The sequence below is a fragment of the Stenotrophomonas sp. 2694 genome, assembly GCF_040548715.1.
Classification (GTDB): Bacteria; Pseudomonadota; Gammaproteobacteria; order Xanthomonadales; family Xanthomonadaceae; genus Stenotrophomonas; species Stenotrophomonas indicatrix.
Genome location: NZ_JBEPSG010000015.1, coordinates 25,406 through 48,394 on the forward strand (window position 1 = coordinate 25,406; position 22,989 = coordinate 48,394).

Below are 22,989 nucleotides of genomic sequence, written 5' to 3' on the forward strand. Positions count from 1 at the left end.
TTGGATACGATCAATCGCAGGCGTTTCCTTGCCCTGTCCGGACTTTCCGCATTGGGTGCGTGGGCCGGAGCGGCCCGCGCGCTGGCTGCGCAGAACGATGTGGCAGCGCTGAATCCGCGCAACCTGCTCGCATCGCCGCGCTTTGCCAGTACGCCGTTCACTCTCGGCGTGGCGTCGGGTGATCCGTCGGCCGACGGCGTGGTGCTGTGGACGCGGCTGGCCACCGAGCCACTGGTGTTCGGCGGCGGCATGCCAACCCGGCCGATGGCGGTGGCATGGCAGCTGGCCGCCGACGAGAGCATGCGCACCGTGATGCGGCAGGGCACCGCGCTGGCCCACCCCGAGCTTGGCCATGCGCTGCACGTGGAACTGGACGGCCTGGCGCCTGGGCGGCCGTACTGGTACCGCTTCACCGTGGGAGGCCATGCCAGTGCGATTGGCCGCACCCGCACCCTGCCTGCGGCCAACGCACGGGTCGACCGCGTGCGCTTCGCGGTGGCCGGTTGCCAGCACTACGAGGAGGGGCACTACAGTGCATGGCGGCACATTGCCGAGGAGCCGCTCGACTTCGTGTTCCATTACGGCGATTACATCTACGAGGGCGAAAGCCAGCCTGGCGTGCGCAGGATGAACGGCCAGCCGTTCACCAACCTGCGCAACCATGTTGGCCCGCAGACCTACACGCTCGACGACTATCGCCGGCGCTACGCGCAGTACAGGACCGATACGGACCTGCAGGCCGCGCACGCCGCGTCGCCGTGGTTCGTCACGTTCGATGACCACGAAGTGGACAACAACTGGGCCGGCGCCGAGGACCAGGACGGCACGCCCAGTGAAGTGTTCCTGCTGCGCCGCGCACAGGCATTCCAGGCGTACTACGAGAACATGCCGCTGCGTGCTTCGTCGTTCCCGCGCGACGGCCATATGCAGATGTACCGGCGCGCGCGCTATGGCACGCTGCTGGACCTGCACCTGCTCGATACCCGCCAGTACCGCAGCAAGCAGGTGGACATCGCGCAGCGCGGGCAGGTGGAATCTCCCGAACGAAGCATTGTTGGCGCAAAGCAGGAGCAATGGCTGTTCGACGGCCTGGCCGACGCCGCGCCGCGCTGGCACACCATCGCCCACCAGGTTTCGCTGGGCAACTACCTGCGCGAGAAGGACGGCGTGGTGCAGGCCTCCGACGACCAGTGGTCCGGTTATCTATCCAGCCGCCGCCGCCTGCTCGATCACATCCAGAAGGTGGGCTTCGGCAACGTGGTAACCGCCTGTGGCGATGCGCACCGCCACTATGCCAGCGACCTGGTGCAGGACAATGCCGATTCCGGGGCGATTTCCAGTGAGTTCCTGGCCACTTCGATCACGTCGGGCGCGGACGGGCAGGGCGTGGATGCCTATGCAGAGAACCAGCTGCGGCACAGTCCGCACCTGAAGGCGACGACGGACAAGCGTGGTTATGTGCTGTGCGACGTCACCCGTGATGCCTGGATCGGTGACATGAAGACGCTCGATACGGTCATGCAGCCGAACGGCGCGCTGCAGAGCTGGAAGCGCTATGCCGTGGAGCACGGTCGGCCGGGGTTGCAGGAGGCCTGAGCGGGATGTTCCACCCTGTGGAGCCGAGCACGCGCCCGGCTCCACAGAATCACTTTCAGCCGTGATCGAAGCGCAGCGGTTCGCTGCCCATGGCAGGGTCGCTGGTGCCAGGCCGGCCGTCTTCGGCACGTCCGGCGAGGCGTTGCTCGACGCCCTGCGAGCGCACGATCAGGTCGTACCAGCCTGCGGTTGGTGCGGGATCCCAGGCCAGTACGGTTTCCGCGCCGGCCACCAGCTGCAGTTCGCGGGTGGGCATGTGGCCGGCGTAGGCGCCGGCCTGCACTTGGACCTTCCGCGCTGAAGGCGATGGATTGCGCAGTGTCAGGCGCATCTGGCCGTCCGCGCGCTCCACGTGCGCGTGCAGCGGCGCGAGCGTGCCATCGCCGCGATAATGGCGATGGAATCCATTCGGTCCCAGCAGCCAGAGATCGTAACGACCCTGCGCATCCAGCGGCCAGCGATCCTGCAGCGGGGCACCTGGTACCACGGTGTAACGGCGCGGAACGGCGTCCAGGCGCAGGCGGTCGTAGACATGCAGCACGGCCGCGGCGCCATCGCTGGCCAGCTGCAGGGTGAGACCAGCGCCATCCACCGATGTGGCCTGCACGTGCGGCCGATAGGGCAGTGCCCGTGCAGGACGTACGCCGGGCTCCTGGCGGGCCGGATGCAGGCCATCGGGCAGCGCGGGCACGGTACGGCCGGGCAGGGCGGCGGCGCGCGCGGCGACAGCGGTGACATCGGGCAGCGCCTTGGCAAAGGGGCGGGTGTCGCGCTGGGCGAAGTCGAAGGCGTTGCTCAGATCACCGCAGACCGCACGCCGCCACGGCGAGATGTCCGGCGCGGCGACGCCGAAGCGGCGCTCGATCAGACGCAGCACCGACGTGTGGTCGTACACTTGCGAGTCGACCCAGCCGCCGCGGCTCCACGGTGAAATCACATACAACGGTACGCGCGGGCCAAGCCCATAGGGGCGCCCACGCAGCTCGGCGGCATCGTATTTCTCGTCGCCCGGTGCCGGGCGGTGGTGGTATTCGCCCTCGGTGCTGACCGCCGACGCACCGGCCCAGCCGGCACCAAGCGGGGAGGGCGGTGCCGGTGGCGGCACATGGTCGAAGAAGCCATCGTTCTCATCGAACATCAGCAGCAGGGCGGTACGGCTCCACACCTCTGGATCGGCGGTCAATGCATCCAGCAGGCGCGCGGTATAGGCGGCGCCCTGCGCGGGGCTGGACGGACCGGGGTGCTCGCTGCCGGCTGCGTCGGCAATGATGAAACTGACCTGAGGCAGGCGCCCGCTGATCGCGTCCTCGCGCAGCTGCGCCAGGCCACGGGTACTGACGCCGCGCGCGCGCAGCTCCGGGTCATGCCCCGGGCCGCCGCGGTACGCCTGGCGGAAGGTCTCGAACCCGGCAAGCGGGTTGTCGGTGAAGTTGTCGGCCATGTCCTGGTAGATCTGCCAGGACACGCCGGCCTGCTGCAGCCGCTCGACATAGCTGGCCCAGCGGTACGAGTCCGGATGGCCGCCCAGCTCGGGGAAATTGTCGTGCGAATTGGCGATCACCGGGCCGCCTGCCTGGCCCTGGGCGTCGTTGTGGCCGGTCCACAGGAACACGCGGTTCGGGTTGGTGCCGGCCTGCATCGCGCAGTGGTAGGCATCGCACAGCGTGAACGCATCGGCCAGGGCGAACTGGAACGGCATGTCGCTGCGCTGGAAGTAGCCCATCGAATGGTTCTGCTTGGCCTTGGGCCAGTGCGCCATGCGCCCGTGGTCCCACGCCTGCTGTGCATCAGGCCAGGTGTGGGGCGTGCCTTCCACCCGCATGTAGCTGAAGTGCGCAGCGGTATCCAACGGAAAGGGGGCGATGGCGCGTTGTCCGCTGGCGTCGGGCTGCAGCCACAGGCTGCGCGGGCGGTCGCCACCGGGCAGCGGTGATGCCGGGGCAACGAAACGGTCACCGAAGCCACGCACGCCCGGCAACGTGCCGAAGTAGTGGTCGAACGAGCGGTTCTCCTGCATGAACACCACGATGTGCTGCAGGTCCTGCAGGCTGCGCGTGCGCGAAGCAGGGGCGATCGCTGCTGCCCGGGCGATGCTGGGCAGCAGCGGCGAAAGGCCGGCGGCGACGCCGGCCTGCAACAGTCGGCGTCGGCCGGTATCAGTCACAGGGTCACACTCACAAGTCCACGCGGAAGGAGATGCCGACGGTGCGCGGGGCGCCGATGAAGGCGTTGTCGCGGCCGTCCACCCCTGCAAGATAACGCTTGTCGGTCAGGTTGCTCACCACCAGGTTGGCGCCCATGCCCTTCAGGCGCGGCGACAGGCCCTGCAGGTCGAAGCCGATGTTGGCGTTGAACACGGTGGCCGAGGGCAGCTTGTTGACGTTGGCCGCATCCAGGTAGCGTTCGCCCAGGTAGCGGCCGGACAGGCCGAAGTTCCAGTTCTCACCCTGCCAGTCGGCCGACACCACCAGGATCTGCTCCGGCTGGCCGATCACCTTGGCGCCATCGACGATGCCCAGCTGCGTGTCGCGCGCGTCGTTGCCGCTGCCCAGGTACTTGGAACGGTTGTAGGTGTAGGCCGCATTGATGCGCCAGCCATTGTCCCAGCCGTAGCCGAAGGCCGCTTCCAGGCCGTTGCTCTCCACGCCGCCGAAGTTCTCGTAGACGCCATCGGTCTCGCCGAGGTAGTCGATGCCGCTGACCAGGCCGGCTGGCAGATACACGATGCGGTTGTCGAACTTGATGTTGTACAGGGTGACCGAGGCGGTCAGCGGCCAGCGGCTGATGCGCATGCCCAGTTCGATGTTGTCGGCGGTCTCCGGTTCGACGTTGCGGAAGCGCTGGGGATCGGTTTCACCCAGCACGCCGGACGGGATCGCGGCGAAGTTCTGCGAGTAGCCGGCGAACAGTTCCAAGCCCTCCACGCCCGGGGCCCAGGTGAAGCCGGTGGACAGCAGCGGATCGGACTTCGAGTCGGACTTCACATTCTCGGCGGCGCCGATCACGCGGTGGCGGGACTGGTCGACGAAGAACTGCTTTACGCCCAGGCGCGCGCTGAACGGGCCGAAGCGGGCCACGTCCTCGACGTAGTACATCTGCTCGTCGACCTTGTACTTGTCCTCGAACTGCACCCAGTAGGGCTGGTGGTCGAAGGCGATGTCCTGGCCGACGTTGAGCAGGCGGTGCCAATCGCGGCGCACGGAACGGTCCAGCTTCTCCACCCACAGCCCGCCGCGTACGGTGTTGTCGATGGCGCCGAAGGTCTGCCGCCATTCGACGTCGGCGGTCACGCCCACGCGATCGTTGTCGTAGTGGGAGTGGCGGTAGGACTGCGCGCCCTGCACGTTGCCGGCGTAGCAGTTGGGGTCGTACTCGGCGCTGAAGCCGAGTCGCGGCGTGCAGCTGGCCAGGCGCTGGGCGGAACTGCCGTCGGGGTTCACGAAGTAGATCTGGCCGCGGTTGCTGCCACCGTAGACCGTCCTGCCGCCGAGGTACTCCGATTGCGGGCGACCGGCACCGTCGTCGTTGACGTCGGCCAGGTACGGCGGCAGCCAGTCACCGCGACCCTGCATGCGGTGCCCGTAGGCGGCCATCGAGGCCTTGAAACCGTTGCCGCCATCGAAGGCTGCGCGCAGGTAGCCGAACGTGTTCTCGCGCAGTGCGCGCGAACCGGAACGGTAGTTCTGGTCCAGATACGGAATGCCGGTCAGGGTGCCGACCAAGCCGTCGCGGTCGGGGTTGGTGGCGAACCCTTTCGGCGAAACGCTGGTGTACTCCGGCTCGTCGGCATCGTTGTAGGACAGGTAGCCGGTCAGGGTCCAGCGGTCCAGCTCGGTGATGAACTTGCCGGCGATGTTGTCGTTGCTGGTGTGGCCGGTGCCGTCGATCCAGTCATGCACGCGCGCCGACGATGCGCTGATCAACGCGCGGGTGTGTCCTGCAAGCAGGCCGGTGTCGTAGCGCACGTAATACTTGCGCGCTTCATTGTCACCGGCACCCACCACCATGCGCAGTCGCTGTTCGTGCAGCGGGTCGCTGGTGAGGAAGTTCAGGGTGCCACCGAGTGCTTCGTTCGAGCGCGAGGAGATATCGGCCGTACCCTGGCTAACTTCCACCGTTTCCAGGTCGAGCGTGTCGATGTAGCGGTTGGCCAGCGAGCCGCCGCCATAACCGGAACCACCATTGGGCAGGCCATCGATGGTGGTGCCGATCTGCTGGGTGTCGCGGTTGGTGACAAAGCCGCGCATGCTGATCTGCGTGCCCCACACCGAGGAACCGGTGGCATCGGCTTCGCTGACGACCACGCCGGGCACTTCGTTGAGCGCGCCATTGACGCTGCTCAACACGGTCTGCCGGTTCAACGTTTCCTGGCGCACCGAGGTCTTGGCATAACTGGTGGCCTGGCCGATCACCTGTACCTGGTCCAGGGTCCGCGCGTCGGCGCTTCGCGTATCGGCCACATCGCCCTGCGGTGCTTCAGCCAGGGCATCCAGTGCGGGAGCAATCAGCAGGGCAAGCAGCGAGATACGGGGAAAGCGCGCAATCGTTCGCATCGAAACCGGACCTTCAAGGGAGGAAAGTCCGGGAGTGTCGGCAGCGCCGATGACATGGCGGTGACGCGCAGATGCAGGGAGTGTGTTGTGTGACGGCCGGCAGGGCCGGGGCGTTGCTCAGTAGCGCGCGTCCTTCGGTTTCGGATCACGCGGCCAGTCCTTGGCCTTGCCGGCGAAGTCCGGGCGCGGCTGGTTGATGAAGTAGCTGGCGATATCCACCGCGTCCTGGTCGGGCATCACCTGCTGGCCCAGTGGCGGTTCACGGGTCGTTGCCGGCGGCATGTTGTGCTTGACGAAGCCTGCGGCCTTGTACAGACGCGCCATGCCGGCACCGATATTGAAGCTGCGCTCGCCCCACAACGGCGGGAACGCGATATCGCCGCTGGCGTCGCGCCGGCCTTCGCCGTTGTCGCCGTGGCAGGCGGCGCACTGCGCGGCATACAGCGCCTGTCCACGTATCGGGTCCGGTGTCAGCGTGCTGTCGATCGGCCCTTCGCTGGGCGCGGCCACGCGCGTACCCTCCGGTACCGGGCGGCTCAGCCACGCCATGTATTCCAGCATCGCACGCATCTCCGGCGCGTCCTTGGCCAGCGGTTTGCCGTTCATCGAACGCTGCAGGCAACCGTTGATGCGCTCGGCCAGGCCGATTTCCCTGCCCGGTCGCGGCATGTAGCGCGGGTAGCTGCCGCCTCCGGTGTTCAAGTAGTGGTTGCCGAACGGTCGCTTGCCCTCGGCCATGTGGCACGAATTGCAGTTCAGATCATTGCCGACGTTGTCCGGCAGAAGGCGTGCGGTCTCGTTGAGCAGGCGACGGCCGAACATCACCGCGTCGGCGTTGCCGAGGCTGGCGATCTCCTCGGCACTGGGCACGTGGTACTGGCCCACCACCTGGCCGTGGCTGTCGAGGATGTCCAGGGTCCTCGCGACTTCCGCGTCCAGGTCCGGGTACAGGTGCTGGTACAGCAGCGTGCCAGCACCGGCCAGCAGCACCGCAACGACCGCGCTGGCGATCAACACTGTCGAACGCTTCTTCGAACGCCTCATTGCGCCGTCTCCTGCGGGACCACATGCGCCGGCTTGTCACGCACCACCCGGCGCATGCGCGCTACGTCCAGTTCAGTGACCGCGCTGGCCTGGTTGCCCCAGCTGTTGCGGATGAAGGTGAGGATGTCGGCGAGCTGCGCATTGGGCAGCTGCTCGAAGCCCGGCATGGTGAATGCCATGCGGTCATGCGCGGTATGTGGCGTGCGCCCGCCGGTCAGGGTTACCTGCACCAGCGAGCTGGGATCATCGGCGAAGACGATGGAGTTGCCCGCCAGGGCTGGGTAGACCCGTGGCATGCCGCGGCCATCTGTGCGATGGCAGGCCTGGCAGTGTTCGGCGTAGGCCAGCGAACCGGCCACCCGGTAGTCGCCGCCGCGCAGTGCGGCGGTAGTGGTGTCGGTGCCCGGCGTCCACTGCGCGCTGTGCCCTTCGCGGGCCGGCAGCTGCTTCAGGTACCGCGCCATCGCCAGCAGATCGGCGTCGGACAGGTACTGCGTGCTGTGCTCGACCACATCGGCCATGCCGCCAAAAGCCGCGGAGCGATCGGTGCGGCCGGTACGCAGGAACTCGACGATTTCGGCTTCGCTCCAGCTGGCCAGGCCGGTCTGTTCATTGCGCAGGTTCTTCGCGTACCAGCCTTCCAGCACCGAGCCGGACAGGAACTGGCGGCTGCCATCGTCGGCCATCGCCTTTTCCTGGAAGGCCAGCCCGCGCGGGGTATGGCACGCGCCGCAATGGGCCAGGCCTTCAACCAGTTCGGCGCCGCGCTGCTGGCCGGCATCCAGGGTGGGATCAGGGCTGAAGCTGCGCGGGCGTGCGAACAACAGCTGCCACCAGGCAAGCGGCCAGCGCATGTTTGCCGGCCACGGAATCGTGCTGTCGGCGTTGTCCTGCCGGACCGGCTGCACCGCACCCATGAAGTAGGCATACAGCGCCTTGATCTCGGCATCGCTGGCGATCACGTACGAGGCGTAGGGCATGGCCGGATACAGCGGCTGGCCGTCATGGCGGATGCCACGCCGCACCGCGCGCTCGAAATCGGCGTAGTCGTATGCGCCGATGCCGGTCTCCGTGTCCGGTGTGATGTTGGTCGAGTACAGCGTGCCCATCGGGGTCTGCATGCCAAGGCCACCGGCGAACGGCCTGCCGCCCGGTGCGGTATGGCAGGCGGCGCAGTCGGCAGCACGCGACAGGTACCGGCCCTGTTCGATCAGGGCCGGGTCGTGGATGTCGACCTCGGCGTGTTGCGGTGGGGCGAACCAGTACGGTGTACTGCGGGCGATGCCGTAAGCGGCGGCCAAGGTGGCGGCCAGGGCAATGGCGAGCTTGAACGGGGTGCGCATGCCGGCACTGTGGCCATTCGTGCGATGGCGTTCATTGATCCGGATCAATGCTTTGGCCGGTCGCGACATTGTGACAAGCTGAATCGATCCTGCGCTGTCATCAACCCGTCATCCAGCTGCGATAGATGGCGCTGGGCGTGGCCGCTAACCTGCCACGCTGTCGCACTTTTCCCCTGACTGCCCATGAAGCGCCTGCTGCTGCTTTTGCTGGCGTGCGCCGGCCTGTGGCTGGCTGCATGCTCTTCCTCGATGACGGCCTCGTCCACCTCGCTCAGCGACCGCCTGATCGCGCCCGGTGGCGTCTCGACCCTGCTTGATCAACCGCGTATCGCCGCAGCTGTGGCCGCGCTGCCGAACCGGCATGGCTTCGCCCCGGGCCGTGATGGCGTGCCGATCTTCTGGCGTGCTTTCGATCCGGGCGACTACGGTGCGCGCTACCACTACCTGCCGCAGCAGCACCAGAACGGCCTGCCGCTGGATACCGGGTTGAGCCTGTCCGTACCGCAGCCGTTCCGCGCGCAGGCGCCGCGCGGCACCGTGGTGCTGCTGCACGGCTGGATGATGAACGGTGATTCGATGCTGCCATGGTCGCTGCAGCTGGCCGAGTCGGGCTACCGCGTGATCACCCTGGACCTGCGCAACCATGGCCAGTCCGGCGCCGGTCCCTCCGGCTACGGCACCTACGAGTCGGACGATGTTGTGGATGTCATCGCCGAACTGCGCGCGCGCGGCGAAGTGACCGGCCCGCTGTACCTGTTCGGCGTTTCCTACGGCGCTGCCACCGCATTGTTCACCGCCGACAAGCTGGGCGACCAGGTCGCCGGCGTGGTGGCGATGGAATCGTTCGCCAATGCCGGGGTTGCGATCCGCACCATGATTCCGCATCTGATGGCCCTGCAGCCGGAAGGGTTGAAGGCACAGGCCATCGCTTCTTATGCACGCTGGCGCTACGGCAGCCAGGACATCAACCAGGTGGTGGCCGCCGCCAGCCGCCGCATCGAAGTGGATCTGGACAAGGTGGATGTTGCCCGCGCGCTGGCCGATACCCGCGCCTGCGTGCTGCTGCTGCACGGGCAGGGCGACCAGCACATTCCGGTCAGCCAAGGCCGCGCGTTGGCGCAGGCCAATCCGCGTGCGCACTACATCGAGATGCGCGGCGAAGATCACATCACCCTGCCGCTGCGGCTGGACCTGCTGGCCGGAGTGGTCGATGACTGGATGGCGCGCGACGAGCACCATCCGAAAGCCGCGTGTCCAGCACCGCAGTTGCCGGCCCAGGCCGAATGGCTGGTGCATGGCGTCGACACACCCGCAAAAACCCCAGCACGCAGCTGAGCTTCAGGGCAGGCGGCGGGCCAGCGAACGTGCAGATGTCGCTACACCCAGCAGCATCGCTGCCACGCACAGGAAGGCAAAGCCCAGGCTGGTGGCATGGGCGAGCGCGCCGATCGCTGCGGGGCCTGCAAGAATGCCGGCATAGCCCAGCGTGGTGACTGCGGTGATCGCAATGCTCTCCGGCATCGCGCGCTGCTGGCCGGCCATCGAGAACAGGGCGGGCACGATGTTGGCGCAGCCCAGGCCCACCAGCACGTAGCCAACCAGCGCCATGGCGAAGGAGGGCACCAGTGTGGCCAGCGCGAAACCGGCCGCAGCGGTGATGCCGCCAATGACGATGGTACGGGTGCGGCCGAGGCGCTCGACGATGCCATCGCCGAACAGGCGCATCGCCGTCATCGCCAGCGTGAACACGGCAAAACCGGCGCCGGCCTGGTCGCGCGGCACGTGGCGTATTTCGGCCAGGAACACCGCGCTCCAGTCCAGCATCGAACCCTCGGCCAGGAACACCACGAAGGCGAGCACGCTGATGAACAGCACCACGCCGTGCGGCAGGGCCAGCATCGGGCCGTCATGCAGAATGCGCTGCGGGCGCCAGTGCGGTGCCGACAACAGGGCCACCAGCAGCATCGCCGCCACGGCAACCAATGACGCCAGCCACAGGGGCGTGCCGAGAACCAGCAGGCCGGTCATGCAGCCGGCGCCGATGAAGCCGCCGATGCTGTAGAACGCGTGGAAGCCGGACATCATCGGCCGCCCTGCATCGCGCTCGACGGCCACCGCCTGCATGTTCATCGTGCAGTCCATCGCCCCCACACCCGCACCGAAGACGAACAGCGTTGCTCCCAGTGCCAGCGGCGTGGGGGCGAGCGTCAGCAGTGGCAGGGCGAGCAGGATCAAGGCCGTGGTCGCGATCATCAAGCGGCGCGAGCCCAGGCGCGCGGTCAACGCACCGGCCAGTGGCATCGCCAGCAGCGAGCCGAGGCCAAGGCACAGCAGCAGCCCGCCCAGGCTGGCGTCGGACAACCCGGCCTTGGCCTTGGCGAAGGGCACCATCGGTGCCCAGGCAGCGGTGGCAAAGCCGGGAATGAAGAACGCAGCGCGGGTCGCGTGCTGCTGGGCGCGGGGAGAAGAGGGCGTCATGCGCGAGGAAGGCTCCAGAGGATCGCCTTCATGAAAACGTTTTCAGAAGCCATCGGCAAGTGCCATGGATGACATCGGGCGACGCATACGAATGCAGTGGTCCGGATGCGTCACCGTTGATTAACGCCATCAGTGGAGAGTAGCCCGACGGTCGGCATTCCGCCCGGCCGCCGCCGGAGATCAGCGCATGAGCACCACACCGACCATCCTCCTCGTCCATGGGTTCTGGGGCGGGGCCGCACACTGGGGCAAGGTCATCCTGGAGCTGCACCGCAAGGGCCACGACCAGGTGAAGGCGGTCGAACTGCCGCTGACCTCGCTGGTCAACGACGCCGAGCGGACGCGCAGGATGATCCGCCAGATCGATGGCCCGGTCGTACTGGTCGGGCACTCCTACGGAGGCGCGGTGATCACCGAAGCCGGCAACCAGCCGAATGTGCAGGCGCTGGTCTACATCGCCGCATTCGCGCCGGACAGTGGTGAGAGCCCCGGTGGCATCACCCAGCAGCACCTGCCCGAAGCGGCACCGAACCTCGCCCCGGACAGCGATGGCTATCTGTGGCTGCGTGCCGACAAGTTCCATGAGAGCTTCTGCCAGGACCTCAGCGCCGACGAAGGCTGGGTGATGGCGGTGACCCAGAAGGCGCCGCTGGCCAGCACCTTCGGCGATGCGATCAGCGATCCGGCGTGGAAGCACAAGCCGAGCTGGTACCAGCTTTCCAGCCAGGACCGGATGATCGCGCCACAGAACCAGAAGGCCATGGCCGAACGCATGCAGCCCAAGCGCCTGCTGCAGCTGGAGGCAAGCCATGCCTCGCTGGCCTCGCATCCCTCCGAAGTGGCAGCGCTGATCCTGGAGGCCGTGGCTGCCGTCGACGGCTGACCATCGCCACGGAGCAGCGCCTGGTCAGGCCCGGGCACCACCCACGACAGCGGGGGCGCAGGAGAGTAAACTCCTGCGCCGGCGGCCCTTGGCCGCATTCCCCCCTTCCCCTCGAGCCGCCGCCAGAGGATCCCACCCCTTCGTGGAGGTCCCGTCGTGTCGTCTGTGCCTGTTCGTTTTTCCGTGCTGTCCCTGCGTCGTCGCCCGTTGGCGAATGCCCTTGCCCAGGGTCTTCTGCTGACCACAGTGGCCACTGCCGGCGCCGCCTCGGCGCAATCGGCGCCGGTTGAAGAAGAGGGCAGGACAGCCTCCCAGACCCTGCAGACCGTGCAGGTCACCGCCAACCAGCTGGGCACCATCACCGAGGGCAGCGGCGCGTACACGCCGGGTACCATCGCCACCGCCACCCGCTTGGTGCTGACTCCGCGGCAGACCCCGCAGACCATCAGCGTGATCACCCGTGCGCAGATGGACGACTTCGGTCTGGATGGTATCGATGACGTGATGCGGGTGACCCCGGGCATCAGCATCGTCACCTACGACAGTGAGCGCACCGAGTACTACGCACGTGGTTTTGCCGTGCAGAACTTCCAGTACGACGGCATTCCGATGTCACGCGACTCGGCGTACTCGGCCGGCAATACGCTCAGCGATACCGCGATCTACGACCGCATCGAAGTGCTCAAGGGCGCCACTGGCCTGCTGACCGGCATGGGCGACCCCGGCGCGACCATCAACCTGGTGCGCAAGAAGCCGGGCAAGGAATTTGCTGGCAGTGCGACGCTGGGCGTCGGCCGCTGGGACGATTACCGTGCAGAAGTCGATGTCGGCGGCCCGCTGACTGCCGATGGCCGCGTGCGTGGGCGTGCGGTAGGTGCCTGGCAGGACAAGCATTCCAATCTGGATTTCTACCAGCGCACCAGCAAGGTCGGCTATGCCGTGCTGGAAGCCGATCTGGGCGAACGCACGCTGCTGACAGTCGGTGGCGACGTGCTGGAGAGCGATCCCAAGGGCTCGACCTGGGGCGGTATTCCGCTGCTGGACAGCCAGGGCAATTTCAACGACATGCCGCGCTCGTTCAACAACGGCACCCACTGGAGCGGTTGGCGCCAATACGTGCGCACCGGCTTTGCCACGCTGGAACATACGTTCGACAACGACTGGGTAGCCAAGCTGCAGCTCAACCATCAGGTCAACGGCTACGATGCGGCACTGGCCGGTGCCGCCGGTGGCAATCCCGATCCGGTCACCGGCGAAGGCGTCTCGTTGTGGCTGGGCAAGTACGTCGGCAAGACGGTCAGCAACGCGGCCGACTTCTATCTGAGCGGCAATTTCGGCCTGTTCGGTCGCCAGCATGAACTGGTGGTCGGCGGCAGTGCCTCGCGCAAGCGCTGGACCAACACCGGCTATTCGCCGCAGCCCGGGTACCCGACCGCCGTTGCCGACTACAACAGCTGGAAGGGTGACATCCCGGAACCGGAATGGCAGCGCGGTTATGGCAACAATGAGGTGACCCGCGAGAACGGCCTGTACGTGGTCGGTCGCTTCGACGTGGCCGACCCGTTGAAGGTGATCGTCGGCAGCCGCCTGGCCAGCTACCGTTCGCCGCAGACGCGCGAGACCGGCGTGTTCGTGCCTTATGCCGGCGTGGTCTACGACCTTGGCCAGCACTATTCGGTGTATGCCAGCTACAGCACCATCTTCAAGCCGCACAGCGAACGCGACGAACAGGGCAAGGCACTGGATCCGCTGGAAGGCCGCAGCTATGAAATGGGCCTGAAGGCGGAGTTCCTCGACGGCCGCTTCAATGCCAGCGCGGCACTGTTCCAGCTCGACCAGGACAATTTCGCCCAGCCTACAGGCGGCAAAACGCCCAACGGAGAAGATGCCTATCGCGCACTGATGGGCGTACGCACCAAGGGCTACGAACTGGAGATGTCCGGGCAGTTGGCCGAGGGCTGGCAGGTGCAGGGTGGCTTTGCGCACAAGATCGCCCGCCAGGCCGGCAGCAAGGTGACCACGCTGGAGCCGGAAAACCAGTTCAGCCTGCACACCAGCTACCGCCTGCGCGGCGACTGGCAGGGCCTGACTGTCGGTGGCGGTGCGCGCTGGCAGGACTCCACGTTCGGCGACATCACCAATCCGGCCAGTGGCACGTCGGTGGTTCATCGCACCCAGCCGTACTGGCTGCTGGATGCCATGGCCAGGTACCAGTTCAACGATCGCCTGTCGGCCACGGTCAACGTCAACAACCTGCTGGACAAGCGCTATTACACGATCTTCAGCTGGTACAGCACCTACACCTGGGGCGAGCCGCGCAACGTGCGGCTGGCAGTGACGTACAGGTTCTGATCGCGTTGCAACAGGACATGCCCGCGATGCCGGATGGCATCGCGGGCATGCTGGTTACAGCTTCAGGTCGAACACCAGCACTTCGGCGTCGTTGCCGTTTTCCAGAGTCAGCTGTGCCTCGTCGCTGACCTGCAGTGCGTCACCCGCTTCCAGGGTGATGCCATTGACCTGCAGCTGGCCACGCGCCACCTGCACATACGCGCCGCGGCCGGCAGCCAAGGCATGGTGCAGCTTCTGCTCGCCATCGAGGATGGTGGCGAAGATGCGCGCATCCTGATGGATGTGCAGCGAACCATCGGCGCCATCCGGCGAGGCGATCAGGCGCAGCTGGCCGCGCTTGCTCTCCGGCGTGAAGTGGGTCTCCTCATACGACGGCGCGATGTTCTCGGCCTCCGGGAAGATCCAGATCTGCAGGAAATGCACCGGATCGCTGGCCGAATGATTGAACTCGCTGTGGCTGACGCCGCTGCCTGCGCTCATGCGCTGCACGTCGCCGTAGCGCAGCACCGAACCGGTGCCCATCGAGTCCTTGTGTTCCAGCGCGCCGCCCAGCACGTAGGAGACGATCTCCATGTTGCTGTGGCTGTGGGTGCCGAAACCCTGGCCGCCGATCACCTTGTCTTCGTTGATGACCCGCAGCGGGCCGAAGCTCACATAGCGGGGGTCGTAGTAGCTGGCGAACGAGAAGGTATGGCGCGAGGACAGCCAGCCATGCTCGGCCAGGCCACGGGTAGCGCTCTTGCGGATCTGCAGCATGATGGAATCTCCTTGTTCGATGGTTTCGATGGGGCGGGGTGGGCGGGTAGCCGCTGTGTTTCCCCGTTGAAGAGAAGTATCCGCTTGCACCTTGGGTTTGAAAAACGGATAGTTTTGACAGCCATCATCGAAAATTTCGAATGCTCAAGCTCAGCCTCGATGCCCTGCAGATCCTGGACGCGATCGACCGCCGAGGCTCCTTTGCCGGCGCCGGCAAGGCCCTGCACAAGGTGCCTTCGACCATTTCCTACACCGTGGCCAAGCTGGAAGAGGATCTGGGGGTGCAGCTGTTCGACCGGATCGGCCCGCGGGCGGAGCCGACCGAGGCCGGGCGCGCGCTGCTGGAGGAGGGCAGGCACCTGCTGCGTGCGGCCCGGGAGCTCGAGCTGCGGGTGCGGCGGGTGGCCTCGGGCTGGGAGGCGGAATTGACCCTGGCGGTGGATTCGGTGTTTCCGACCTGGCTGCTGGGGCCGGATATCGCCGCGTTCCGCGAGGTGGCGGCGCCCACCCGGCTGCGCCTGTTTGGCGAAGCACTGTCCGGTACCTGGGAAGCGCTGCTGGACCGGCGCGCCGACCTGTTGGTCGCGGCTCCCGGTGAGGGTCCCAGTGGCGGGGGCTACGTGGTCGAGCCGCTGGGCAGCGTTGATTTTGTGTTTGCGGTGGCACCCGGGCATCCGCTGGCGTCCGTACCGGGTGTGCTGGGCCGCGAGCAGTTGGCGCCGTATTGCGCGATCGCCGTGTCCGACTCGGCGCGGCGGCTGCTGCCACGAACGGTGGGCCTGTTGATGGGCCAGGAGACGTTGACCGTGCCGGACATGGCCAGCAAGTTGAAGCTGCAGTGCCAGGGGCTGGGATTCGGCTTCCTGCCCGAGCCCTGCGCGCGCGCGGCGGTGGCGCGCGGCCAGCTGGTGATCCGCGAGGTCGAGGAGCACAAGCCGGAAGAGACCTTCTGGCTAGCCTGGCGCACCGGTGAAGATGGCGCGGCCCTGCGCTGGTGGCGCGAGCGCCTGCGGCGGCCGGAGCTGCTGGCGCAATGGTGGCAGGCGATGGCAGAGGGGTAGGGTTCGGCAGGGCTGCGCCCTGCACCTGCAGTAGTGCCGGCCGCTGGCCGGCAACCTCAACAGCAACAGCAACAGCAACAGCAACCTCAACAGCAACAGCAACAGCAACAGCAACAGCAACAGCAGAAGCTGGTTTCCTGTGGGGAGGCGGGGTGGGTCCGGTTGCAGGAGACGCCGTAAACCCGTCCATGGGGGCTTGGCCGCGGCATCCATGCCGCGGACACTCCCGCAACCGGACCCACCCCGCCTTCGACAGATTTTCGCGATCTGCCGGAATGGCTTGGCCTGCTCTTGGTGGGTGTCGACCTTGGTCGACACGTAGATCCACGCCAGGCATGGATGTCCTTCGTTCAACTGTCGAAATATTCGAATTCAATGGAGTCATCCACGCATGGCGTGGATCTACCGCAGATCGCGGTGATCTGTCAGGGGCGGGGCGGTATGGGTAGGCAGGACCGTTGGCGCCATGGATGGCGCCATCGAGCCCCCATGGATGGGTTTACGGCGTGTCCTGCCTATCCATACCGCCCCGCCATCCCACGGAATGCCTGCTTCTGCTGTTGCCGTTGCCGTTGCTTTGGCCTCTGCAGGTGCAGGGCGCAGCCCTGCCGAAAAACACACATAAAAAAACAGCAGGCCGGGGCCTGCTGTTTCGGTGTAATGGTGCGCCCGGAGAGATTCGAACTCCCGACCGCCTGGTTCGTAGCCAGGTACTCTATCCAACTGAGCTACGGGCGCCAATTACATAAACTTGTTGTGTTGATCGTGTGTGGTGCGCCCGGAGAGATTCGAACTCCCGACCGCCTGGTTCGTAGCCAGGTACTCTATCCAACTGAGCTACGGGCGCGCGGTACACAATCAAATTTTACTGCACTTCCAGCGGCGGATGCTGAAGGTCTGTCGAGTGGTGCGCCCGGAGAGATTCGAACTCCCGACCGCCTGGTTCGTAGCCAGGTACTCTATCCAACTGAGCTACGGGCGCCCTGCGACAGGAGCGGAATTATGCGGATGTCGGCGCGAGTCGTCAACGCTTTTGTGAAAATTTTCACCCAACTGAATGAAAAACGCCTCTGCGACAGCCTCCGGGTGTTTCATCCACGCGAAGTGATCGGCCTGCGTACCCAGCTCCTGCGCAGAAAGCACGCGTAATTCCGAGGCGACATTCGGCAGTTTCGCCAGCAGCGCCTGCATTGATCCGCTTGGCGCCAGCCAATCGTCTTCCATCAGCACCGCCTGCGCACTGCCGTGCACGCGCGCCATCTGCGCATCCAGGTCCTCGTCCATGCCTGCGGCGGCGTAGTGATTGCTCAGCCCTACGCGTGCCCAGTCGGCGATCAGTCCGCGTGCTTCGGTGCCGCCGAAACCGAGCCGGCGCCCGTGCAGCACGCCTTGGCGCCGCGCGATCCACGGCAGGAAGCGATAGAACAGTGGCAGCAGCCAACCGCGTGGTGGCGGGAACGTGCGCCAGAACGGTGTGCCGCTGGCGGCCAGCCACAATCGATCGAACGCCTGTGGCCGTCGTCCGGCGTGCACGCAGGCCAGCTGCCCGCCCAGGCTGTGGCCACCGATGATCCATGGCAGTACCTCCTGCGCGTCATCGGCATCGGCGAGCAGGGCCTGGCTGGCCGGCAGATCGTGGTCGAGAATCTGCCGGTAGCCCCAATCCTGGCTGCGCGACGGGCGCAGCGAGCTGCTGCCATTGCCACGCCATTCGTGCAGGTAGACCGCCACGCCCCTGGCTGCAAGTGCCTGCGCCAGTGGTACGTAGTGGCGCGCGGCCACGCCCAGCGCCGGCAGCCACAACAGCCGTGCCAGCGGCTGTGCGGGCACGCAGGCGATCACGTCGAAACGGTGGCCATCGCCGCTGTTCACGGTGAGCGCGCGTGGCGAATCGCTCATGCGTGGGGCGCCGCGCCGAAGTGGTCCAGTACCAGCACCTCGCTGCGGCCGGGCGCATAGCCCTGCTGCAATCCGCGCGCTACGTAGTCGATGCCGGCTTCGCAGGCATTGGCCAGGCTCAGCCCGTTGCAGAGCTGCGCGGCGATGGCCGAGGCCAGCGTGCAGCCGGTGCCATGCGCATCCAGTGGCAGGCGGGCATGGATGAATTCTTCGCTGCTGACGCCGTCGAAGTAGCGGTCGACCACGCGGTTGCCTTCGTGCAGGTGCCCGCCCTTCAGCAGCACTGCACCGGCGCCCAGATCAAGGAGCGAGGCGGCGGCCCGCTCTGCATCGTTGCCATTGGCGATGCTGCGGCCGACCAGCAGCTCCGCTTCGGGTGCATTGGGGGTGACCAGGGTGGCCAGTGGCAGCAGCCGTTGGCGCATTGCCTGCAGCGCGCTGTCCTCCAGCAGGCGCGCACCGCTGGTGGCCACCATCACCGGGTCGAGCACCACGTGCGGTGGTCGATGGCGTTCCAGTGCATCGGCCACCGCGTGGATCACCTCGGCGTTGGCCAGCATGCCCAGCTTCACCGCGTGGATGTCGAAGTCGTCGAAGCAGGCTTCGATCTGCGCGCGCAGGAAGTCGATCGGTGGCACGTGCACGGCGCGGACGCCGCGGGTGTTCTGCGCGGTCAGTGCGGCAATCACCGACAGCCCATGCACGCGATGCGCGGCGAAGGCCTTCAGGTCGGCCTGGATGCCGGCGCCGCCGCCGGAATCGGAACCGGCAATGGTCAGGGCGGAAACAGGGGTGGTCGGGCTCATGCAGCGATTGTGCCGTGCTGCCTTGCCAGGGGGTAGTGCCGGCCGGGCTGCGCCCGGCACCGGCAGAAGCCGGGGCAACAGCAACAGCGGCTCTGGATTTCTGCGGGGGAGGCGGGGGGGGGGGGGGGGGGGGGGGGGGGGGGGGGGGGGGGGGGGGGGGGGGGGGGGGGGGGGGGGGGGGGGGCGGGGCGGGGCCCCCCCCCCCCCCCCCCCGGGGCCGCCCCCCCCCCCCCCGCCCCCCCCCCCCCCCCCCCCCCCCCCCCCCCCCCCCGCCTTCGATAGCTTCCTGGTGACGGTCAGTAGATCCACGCCATGCGTGGATGACACCATGCTCAACGCCGCCAGCGTGCCCACTGCTGGTAGGACACATAGCCCAGCCCGGTCAGGCCGGTCAGCAGGGCAGGGGCCAGCAGGGCGTCGTACTGCCAGCGCACGAACAGCCAGGCGCCGATCACGCCGCCAGCAAGGAAGCCGCTGATGATCAGGCCGCTCAGGGTCAGGCGTCGTATCTGCAGCGGCAGCCCGCGCAGCAGGTGGCCGAGACCGATGCCGAGATCGGTGAACATGCCGCTGAGATGAGTGGTGCGTACGACGGCACCACTGAAGGTGGTGGCCATCGCATTCTGCAGTCCGCAGGCCATCGCGGCCGCCAATGCGCCCCATATCTGATGCTGCTTGAACAGCGGAATGGCCGCCAGCAGCAACAGCGATTCCAATGCCAGCGCCACGCCGTAGCGCCGGCCGAGCTGCAGTGCGCTGTCCTGGATCAGCAGTCCGCTGACCATCGCGCCCAGCGAAAATGCGATCAGCAGACCCCACAAATGGGCGACCGCGCGCCAGTCACCTTGCGCCAGTGCCATGCCGAGCTGGCTGGTGCTGCCGGTCATGTGGCTGACCGCCTGGTGTTCAAAACCGAGGAAGCCAACCACATTGACCATGCCGGCCACGCACGACAGGGCGACCGCGCCGATCCAGACCCAGGTGGGCAGGCGGATTCCCATGGCAGGCCCCTCAGGGCCCGCCGAAGCCGCCGTTGAACTGCAGCTCGCTGAAGGTCCCGCTGGCCGGGTCGAAGACCGCGCCCCAGAACTGCGCGCCGCCATCGCAGACCCGCACCGCCTCGCGGGCGGGCCGCAGGCTGTTGTCTTCAGGCAGATGGAACGCGTTGATGTAGATCACCTGCTTTCCGTCCAGCTCGATGCCGACGTACTGGCGATCGAAATCCAGCACGTGTGGCACCTGCGCTTCCAGCGATGCCAGCTTCGCTTCCAGCTGGTCCACCTGCTGCCGGCTCGGTGCCCAGTAGCCGCTGACCCGCCCGGCCTCGCGGCCGGGGCTGGGGCGCGAGCAGGTGTCGAGCACCTGCGCGGCGATGATCGGGCGGGTGACCACCCAGGACTGGCCACTGCGTTCTGTGGTCGGCACGCTGGCCGGTCCCTGCGTGGTCGCGCAGGCACCGAGCAGCGTGGCAATGGCGACCGCCAGCGATGGCAGCAGCAGACGGGTGCAGCGGTTCACAACACCTCCGAGGCGTAATCGGCCAGCCGCGAGCGTTCACCGCGACGCAGCGTGATGTGCGCGCTGTGTGGCCAGTTCTTGAAGCGGTCCACGGCGTAGGTCAGGCCCGACGTGGTTTCGGTCAGGTACGGGGTGTCGATCTGTTCGACGTTGCCCAGGCAGACGATCTTGGTGCCGGGGCCGGCACGGGTGATCAGCGTCTTCATCTGCTTGGGGGTCAGGTTCTGTGCCTCGTCCAGGATCAGGTAACGCGACAGGAACGTACGGCCGCGCATGAAGTTCATCGAGCGGATCTTGATGCGGCTGGCGAGCAGGTCGTTGGTGGCCTGGCGGCCCCAGGTGCCGCCTTCCTGATTGTGCGTCAGCACTTCCAGGTTGTCGGTCAGTGCGCCCATCCACGGCGTCATCTTCTCTTCCTCGGTACCGGGCAGGAAGCCGATGTCCTCGCCGACGCTGACCGTGGCGCGGGTCATGATGATCTCGCGGTAGCGCTGCTGGTCCATCGTCTGCGCCAGGCCGGCGGCCAGTGCCAGCAGGGTCTTGCCGGTGCCGGCGGTACCGAGCAGGGTGACGAAGTCGATCTCCGGATCCATCAGTGCGTTGAGTGCGAAGTTCTGCTCGCGGTTGCGCGCGCTGATGCCCCACACGGCATGGCTGCCGTGGCGGAAGTCATCGACCAGCGACAACACCACCTTGCCATCGCCGACGATCCTGCTGACGCGCAGCTCGACTTCGTCTTCGCCCGGCAGGTACACGTACTGGTTCGGGTACCACTCTTCGCCGTCCTGGGCGAGGATTTCGTAGTGCGTGCGGCCCTTGTCGCTCCAGCTGCGCAGATCCTCGCCGTGGCGCTTCCAGAAGTCTTCCGGCAGCTCGGTGGCGCCGGTGTAGAGCAGGCTGAAATCGTCCAGCGCGCGGTCGTTCTCGTAGTCTTCCGAGACGATGCCGGCGATGGCCGCCTTGATGCGCAGGTTGATGTCCTTGGAGACGAACACCACCGGGATCTCCGGCGTTTCTTCCTTCAGCGCCAGGATCGCGCCGAGGATGGCGTTGTCCGGGATGACCTTGCCAAAGCTCTTGCCCGCGTCGAAATGGCTGGTCTGGAAGCGCAGCAGGCCCACGCTCTGCTTGCCGCGCAGCTGCAGGCCCTGCGGCCGCTGCAGCGGAATGCCCTCGGCCAGGTTGTCCAGGCCCGAAGCCTGCACCAGTTCGTTGAGGAAGCGGCTGACCTGGCGGGCATTGCGGCTCGCTTCGGTCGTGCCCTTCTTGCCGTTGTCCAGCTCCTCGATCACCTGCATGGGCAGGTAGACATCGTGCTCCTCGAATTTGAACAGCGCGGTGGGATCGTGCATCAGCACGTTGGTATCCAGCACGTAGATGCGCTTGCCTCGGGTCATCATCGGTTCCTGGTTACGGACAGGGAAAAACCACCACGGCCTGCTGCAGGGCAGGGTGGTGGCGGACAAAGTGGGCGATGGGACTCACTTGGACTGATTGGCCTTCAGTTCGGCGAGGACGGCGTCGGCATGGCCGGCGACCTTGACCTTGCGCCATGACTGCACGATGCGGCTGTCGGGGGAAATCAGGAAGGTGCTGCGCTCGATGCCACGTACCTGCTTGCCGTACATGTTCTTCATCTTGATCACGTCGAAGGCGCTGCACAGCGCTTCGTCGGCATCACTGACCAGCGGGAACGCGAAGCCCTGCTTGGCACAGAAGTTGTCGTGGGACTTCACCGAGTCGCGGGAGACGCCAAGCACGACCGCGCCCGCTTTCCTGAAGTCGGGCAGCAGTGCGTTGAAGTCGATGCCCTCGGTGGTGCAGCCCGGGGTGCTGTCCTTGGGGTAGAAGTACAGCACCAGCCACTGGCCGGCGTAATCGCCGAGGGTGGCCTGGGCGCCGCCGGACAGCGCCAGCGGCAGGGAAAGGGTGGTGCTGTCCAGGGTATCGCCGTTGTTCATGAGGTCCTTCTGTCGAGCCTGGGTTCTTTCTACGACAATTGCATGAAACGCCACGCGCCCGTGAGGAGCGCGCGAAGAATCAGGGTTTCAATCAGAACTTCATCGGGTCCATGATCGCGTCCAGGTTCAAGTGGTCGCAGAACTCGAGGAAATCATCGCGCAGGGCGGCGATATGCATGTTGGCCGGCACGCCGATGGTGACCTGTGCGCTGAACATTTCCGCACCGGTCTGCATGGCGCGGTAGCGCGTGCTCTGCAGGGTCTCGATGGTGATGCCCTGGCGGTCGAAGAAATCGGCCAGCTGGAACAGGATGCCCGGCTTGTCGGCGGCGATCACCTCGACGATGTACGGCAGCAGGTTGGACTGCGCCTGCTTGGCTTCGGTGCGATACCACACCAGCTTCAGGCCTTCCTCGCGCTCGAGCCGGGTCAGCATCGCTTCCAGCTTGGCGACCGAATCCCAGGAGCCGGTGGCCAGCGCGGTCACCGACACATCGCGGCCCACGGTGGCCAGGCGTGCATCCACCAGATTGCACCCGCTGTCGGCGATGCGGCGGGTGACGGACAACAGGGGGGACTCCGGATGCGTCGTATAGGCGTTGATCAGGAGGTGGTTTTCGCTCGGCGCTGGGCGCGGGGTGGTGTCGGTCAAGGCGATTCCGGGTAATGCATGCGTTAGTCTGAATGCCCGCCAGAGGCGGGGATCCACCGGTGTCCAGCATACTTGCCCGTGCTTTCG

General features: G+C 66.6%; 18 protein-coding genes and 3 tRNA genes. 5 read left to right on the top strand and 16 right to left on the bottom strand.

Translation table 11 applies throughout. The annotated features are described in order from the left end of the window. Complete coding sequence (locus ABIA73_RS15815; RefSeq protein ID WP_354276006.1) at positions 1-1,596, top strand: alkaline phosphatase D family protein; 1,596 nt, start codon at positions 1-3, stop codon at positions 1,594-1,596. A gap of 55 nt (positions 1,597-1,651) precedes the next feature. Here ABIA73_RS15815 and ABIA73_RS15820 read toward each other — a convergent pair whose 3' ends face one another. The 4 genes from ABIA73_RS15820 to ABIA73_RS15835 form a co-directional block, all read right to left on the bottom strand. After that, positions 1,652-3,760, bottom strand: coding sequence for a phosphocholine-specific phospholipase C (locus ABIA73_RS15820; RefSeq protein ID WP_354276007.1), 2,109 nt, complete (start codon positions 3,758-3,760; stop codon positions 1,652-1,654). 10 nt (positions 3,761-3,770) lie between these two features. Then, positions 3,771-6,149: a TonB-dependent receptor gene (locus ABIA73_RS15825; protein WP_354276008.1), complete on the bottom strand. Its 2,379-nt coding sequence runs from the start codon at positions 6,147-6,149 to the stop codon at positions 3,771-3,773. A 117-nt stretch (positions 6,150-6,266) separates the two neighbouring features. Beyond that, a complete protein-coding gene (locus ABIA73_RS15830; protein ID WP_059063777.1) occupies positions 6,267-7,193 on the bottom strand; it encodes a c-type cytochrome in 927 nt (308 codons plus the stop codon). Then, the gene (locus tag ABIA73_RS15835) at positions 7,190-8,536 is read right to left on the bottom strand and encodes a c-type cytochrome (protein ID WP_354276009.1); all 1,347 of its coding nucleotides are present in this window, start codon (positions 8,534-8,536) and stop codon (positions 7,190-7,192) included. Before ABIA73_RS15835 ends, ABIA73_RS15830 begins: the two co-directional genes overlap by 4 nt. A 183-nt stretch (positions 8,537-8,719) precedes the next feature. On the opposite strand from ABIA73_RS15835, the gene ABIA73_RS15840 reads away from it, so the two are divergent. Continuing rightward, positions 8,720-9,871 carry an alpha/beta fold hydrolase gene (locus tag ABIA73_RS15840; RefSeq protein WP_223482249.1) on the top strand — a complete coding sequence of 384 codons (1,152 nt, stop codon included), beginning with the start codon at positions 8,720-8,722 and terminating at the stop codon, positions 9,869-9,871. A 3-nt stretch (positions 9,872-9,874) separates the two neighbouring features. Here ABIA73_RS15840 and ABIA73_RS15845 read toward each other — a convergent pair whose 3' ends face one another. Continuing rightward, complete coding sequence (locus ABIA73_RS15845; protein WP_354276010.1) at positions 9,875-11,014, bottom strand: MFS transporter; 1,140 nt, start codon at positions 11,012-11,014, stop codon at positions 9,875-9,877. A 187-nt stretch (positions 11,015-11,201) separates the two neighbouring features. On the opposite strand from ABIA73_RS15845, the gene ABIA73_RS15850 reads away from it, so the two are divergent. After that, positions 11,202-11,897 (top strand): alpha/beta hydrolase, encoded by a 696-nt coding sequence (locus tag ABIA73_RS15850; RefSeq protein ID WP_033830819.1) that lies wholly within the window; start codon positions 11,202-11,204, stop codon positions 11,895-11,897. 156 nt (positions 11,898-12,053) lie between these two features. Then, the gene (locus tag ABIA73_RS15855) at positions 12,054-14,249 is read left to right on the top strand and encodes a TonB-dependent siderophore receptor (RefSeq protein WP_154879985.1); all 2,196 of its coding nucleotides are present in this window, start codon (positions 12,054-12,056) and stop codon (positions 14,247-14,249) included. A gap of 54 nt (positions 14,250-14,303) precedes the next feature. On the opposite strand, the gene ABIA73_RS15860 is transcribed toward ABIA73_RS15855, so the two are convergent. Then, positions 14,304-15,005, bottom strand: a complete 702-nt coding sequence (locus ABIA73_RS15860) for a pirin family protein (protein WP_025878940.1) — start codon at positions 15,003-15,005, stop codon at positions 14,304-14,306. A gap of 140 nt (positions 15,006-15,145) precedes the next feature. Between ABIA73_RS15860 and ABIA73_RS15865 the strand changes: the two genes are divergently transcribed. Then, positions 15,146-16,066, top strand: coding sequence for a LysR family transcriptional regulator (locus tag ABIA73_RS15865; RefSeq protein WP_025878941.1), 921 nt, complete (start codon positions 15,146-15,148; stop codon positions 16,064-16,066). A gap of 661 nt (positions 16,067-16,727) precedes the next feature. Here the strand turns inward: ABIA73_RS15865 and ABIA73_RS15870 are convergent. From ABIA73_RS15870 to ABIA73_RS15915, 10 genes are all read right to left on the bottom strand, one after another. Further along, positions 16,728-16,804, bottom strand: a tRNA-Arg gene (locus tag ABIA73_RS15870). A gap of 32 nt (positions 16,805-16,836) precedes the next feature. Then, positions 16,837-16,913 (bottom strand) — tRNA-Arg (locus ABIA73_RS15875). Positions 16,914-16,971: 58 nt separating this feature from the next. Beyond that, positions 16,972-17,048, bottom strand: a tRNA-Arg gene (locus ABIA73_RS15880). Then, positions 17,039-17,965, bottom strand: coding sequence for an alpha/beta hydrolase family protein (locus ABIA73_RS15885; protein ID WP_099783584.1), 927 nt, complete (start codon positions 17,963-17,965; stop codon positions 17,039-17,041). The genes ABIA73_RS15880 and ABIA73_RS15885 overlap by 10 nt, the downstream gene beginning before the upstream one ends. Continuing rightward, entirely contained in the window at positions 17,962-18,771 is an 810-nt protein-coding gene (gene thiD / locus ABIA73_RS15890; protein ID WP_025879449.1) for a bifunctional hydroxymethylpyrimidine kinase/phosphomethylpyrimidine kinase, read from the bottom strand. The genes ABIA73_RS15885 and thiD overlap by 4 nt, the downstream gene beginning before the upstream one ends. 332 nt (positions 18,772-19,103) lie before the next feature. Beyond that, positions 19,104-19,772, bottom strand: a complete 669-nt coding sequence (locus tag ABIA73_RS15895; RefSeq protein WP_223482252.1) for a YoaK family protein — start codon at positions 19,770-19,772, stop codon at positions 19,104-19,106. A 10-nt stretch (positions 19,773-19,782) separates the two neighbouring features. Continuing rightward, positions 19,783-20,289 (bottom strand): hypothetical protein, encoded by a 507-nt coding sequence (locus ABIA73_RS15900; RefSeq protein WP_025879447.1) that lies wholly within the window; start codon positions 20,287-20,289, stop codon positions 19,783-19,785. Then, the gene (locus tag ABIA73_RS15905) at positions 20,286-21,686 is read right to left on the bottom strand and encodes a PhoH family protein (RefSeq protein ID WP_025879446.1); all 1,401 of its coding nucleotides are present in this window, start codon (positions 21,684-21,686) and stop codon (positions 20,286-20,288) included. Before ABIA73_RS15905 ends, ABIA73_RS15900 begins: the two co-directional genes overlap by 4 nt. An 84-nt stretch (positions 21,687-21,770) precedes the next feature. Continuing rightward, positions 21,771-22,250, bottom strand: coding sequence for a peroxiredoxin (locus ABIA73_RS15910; protein ID WP_032977901.1), 480 nt, complete (start codon positions 22,248-22,250; stop codon positions 21,771-21,773). A 91-nt stretch (positions 22,251-22,341) separates the two neighbouring features. After that, positions 22,342-22,902 (bottom strand): glycine cleavage system transcriptional repressor, encoded by a 561-nt coding sequence (locus ABIA73_RS15915; RefSeq protein WP_025879444.1) that lies wholly within the window; start codon positions 22,900-22,902, stop codon positions 22,342-22,344. Between the last annotated feature and the right edge of the window lie 87 nt (positions 22,903-22,989).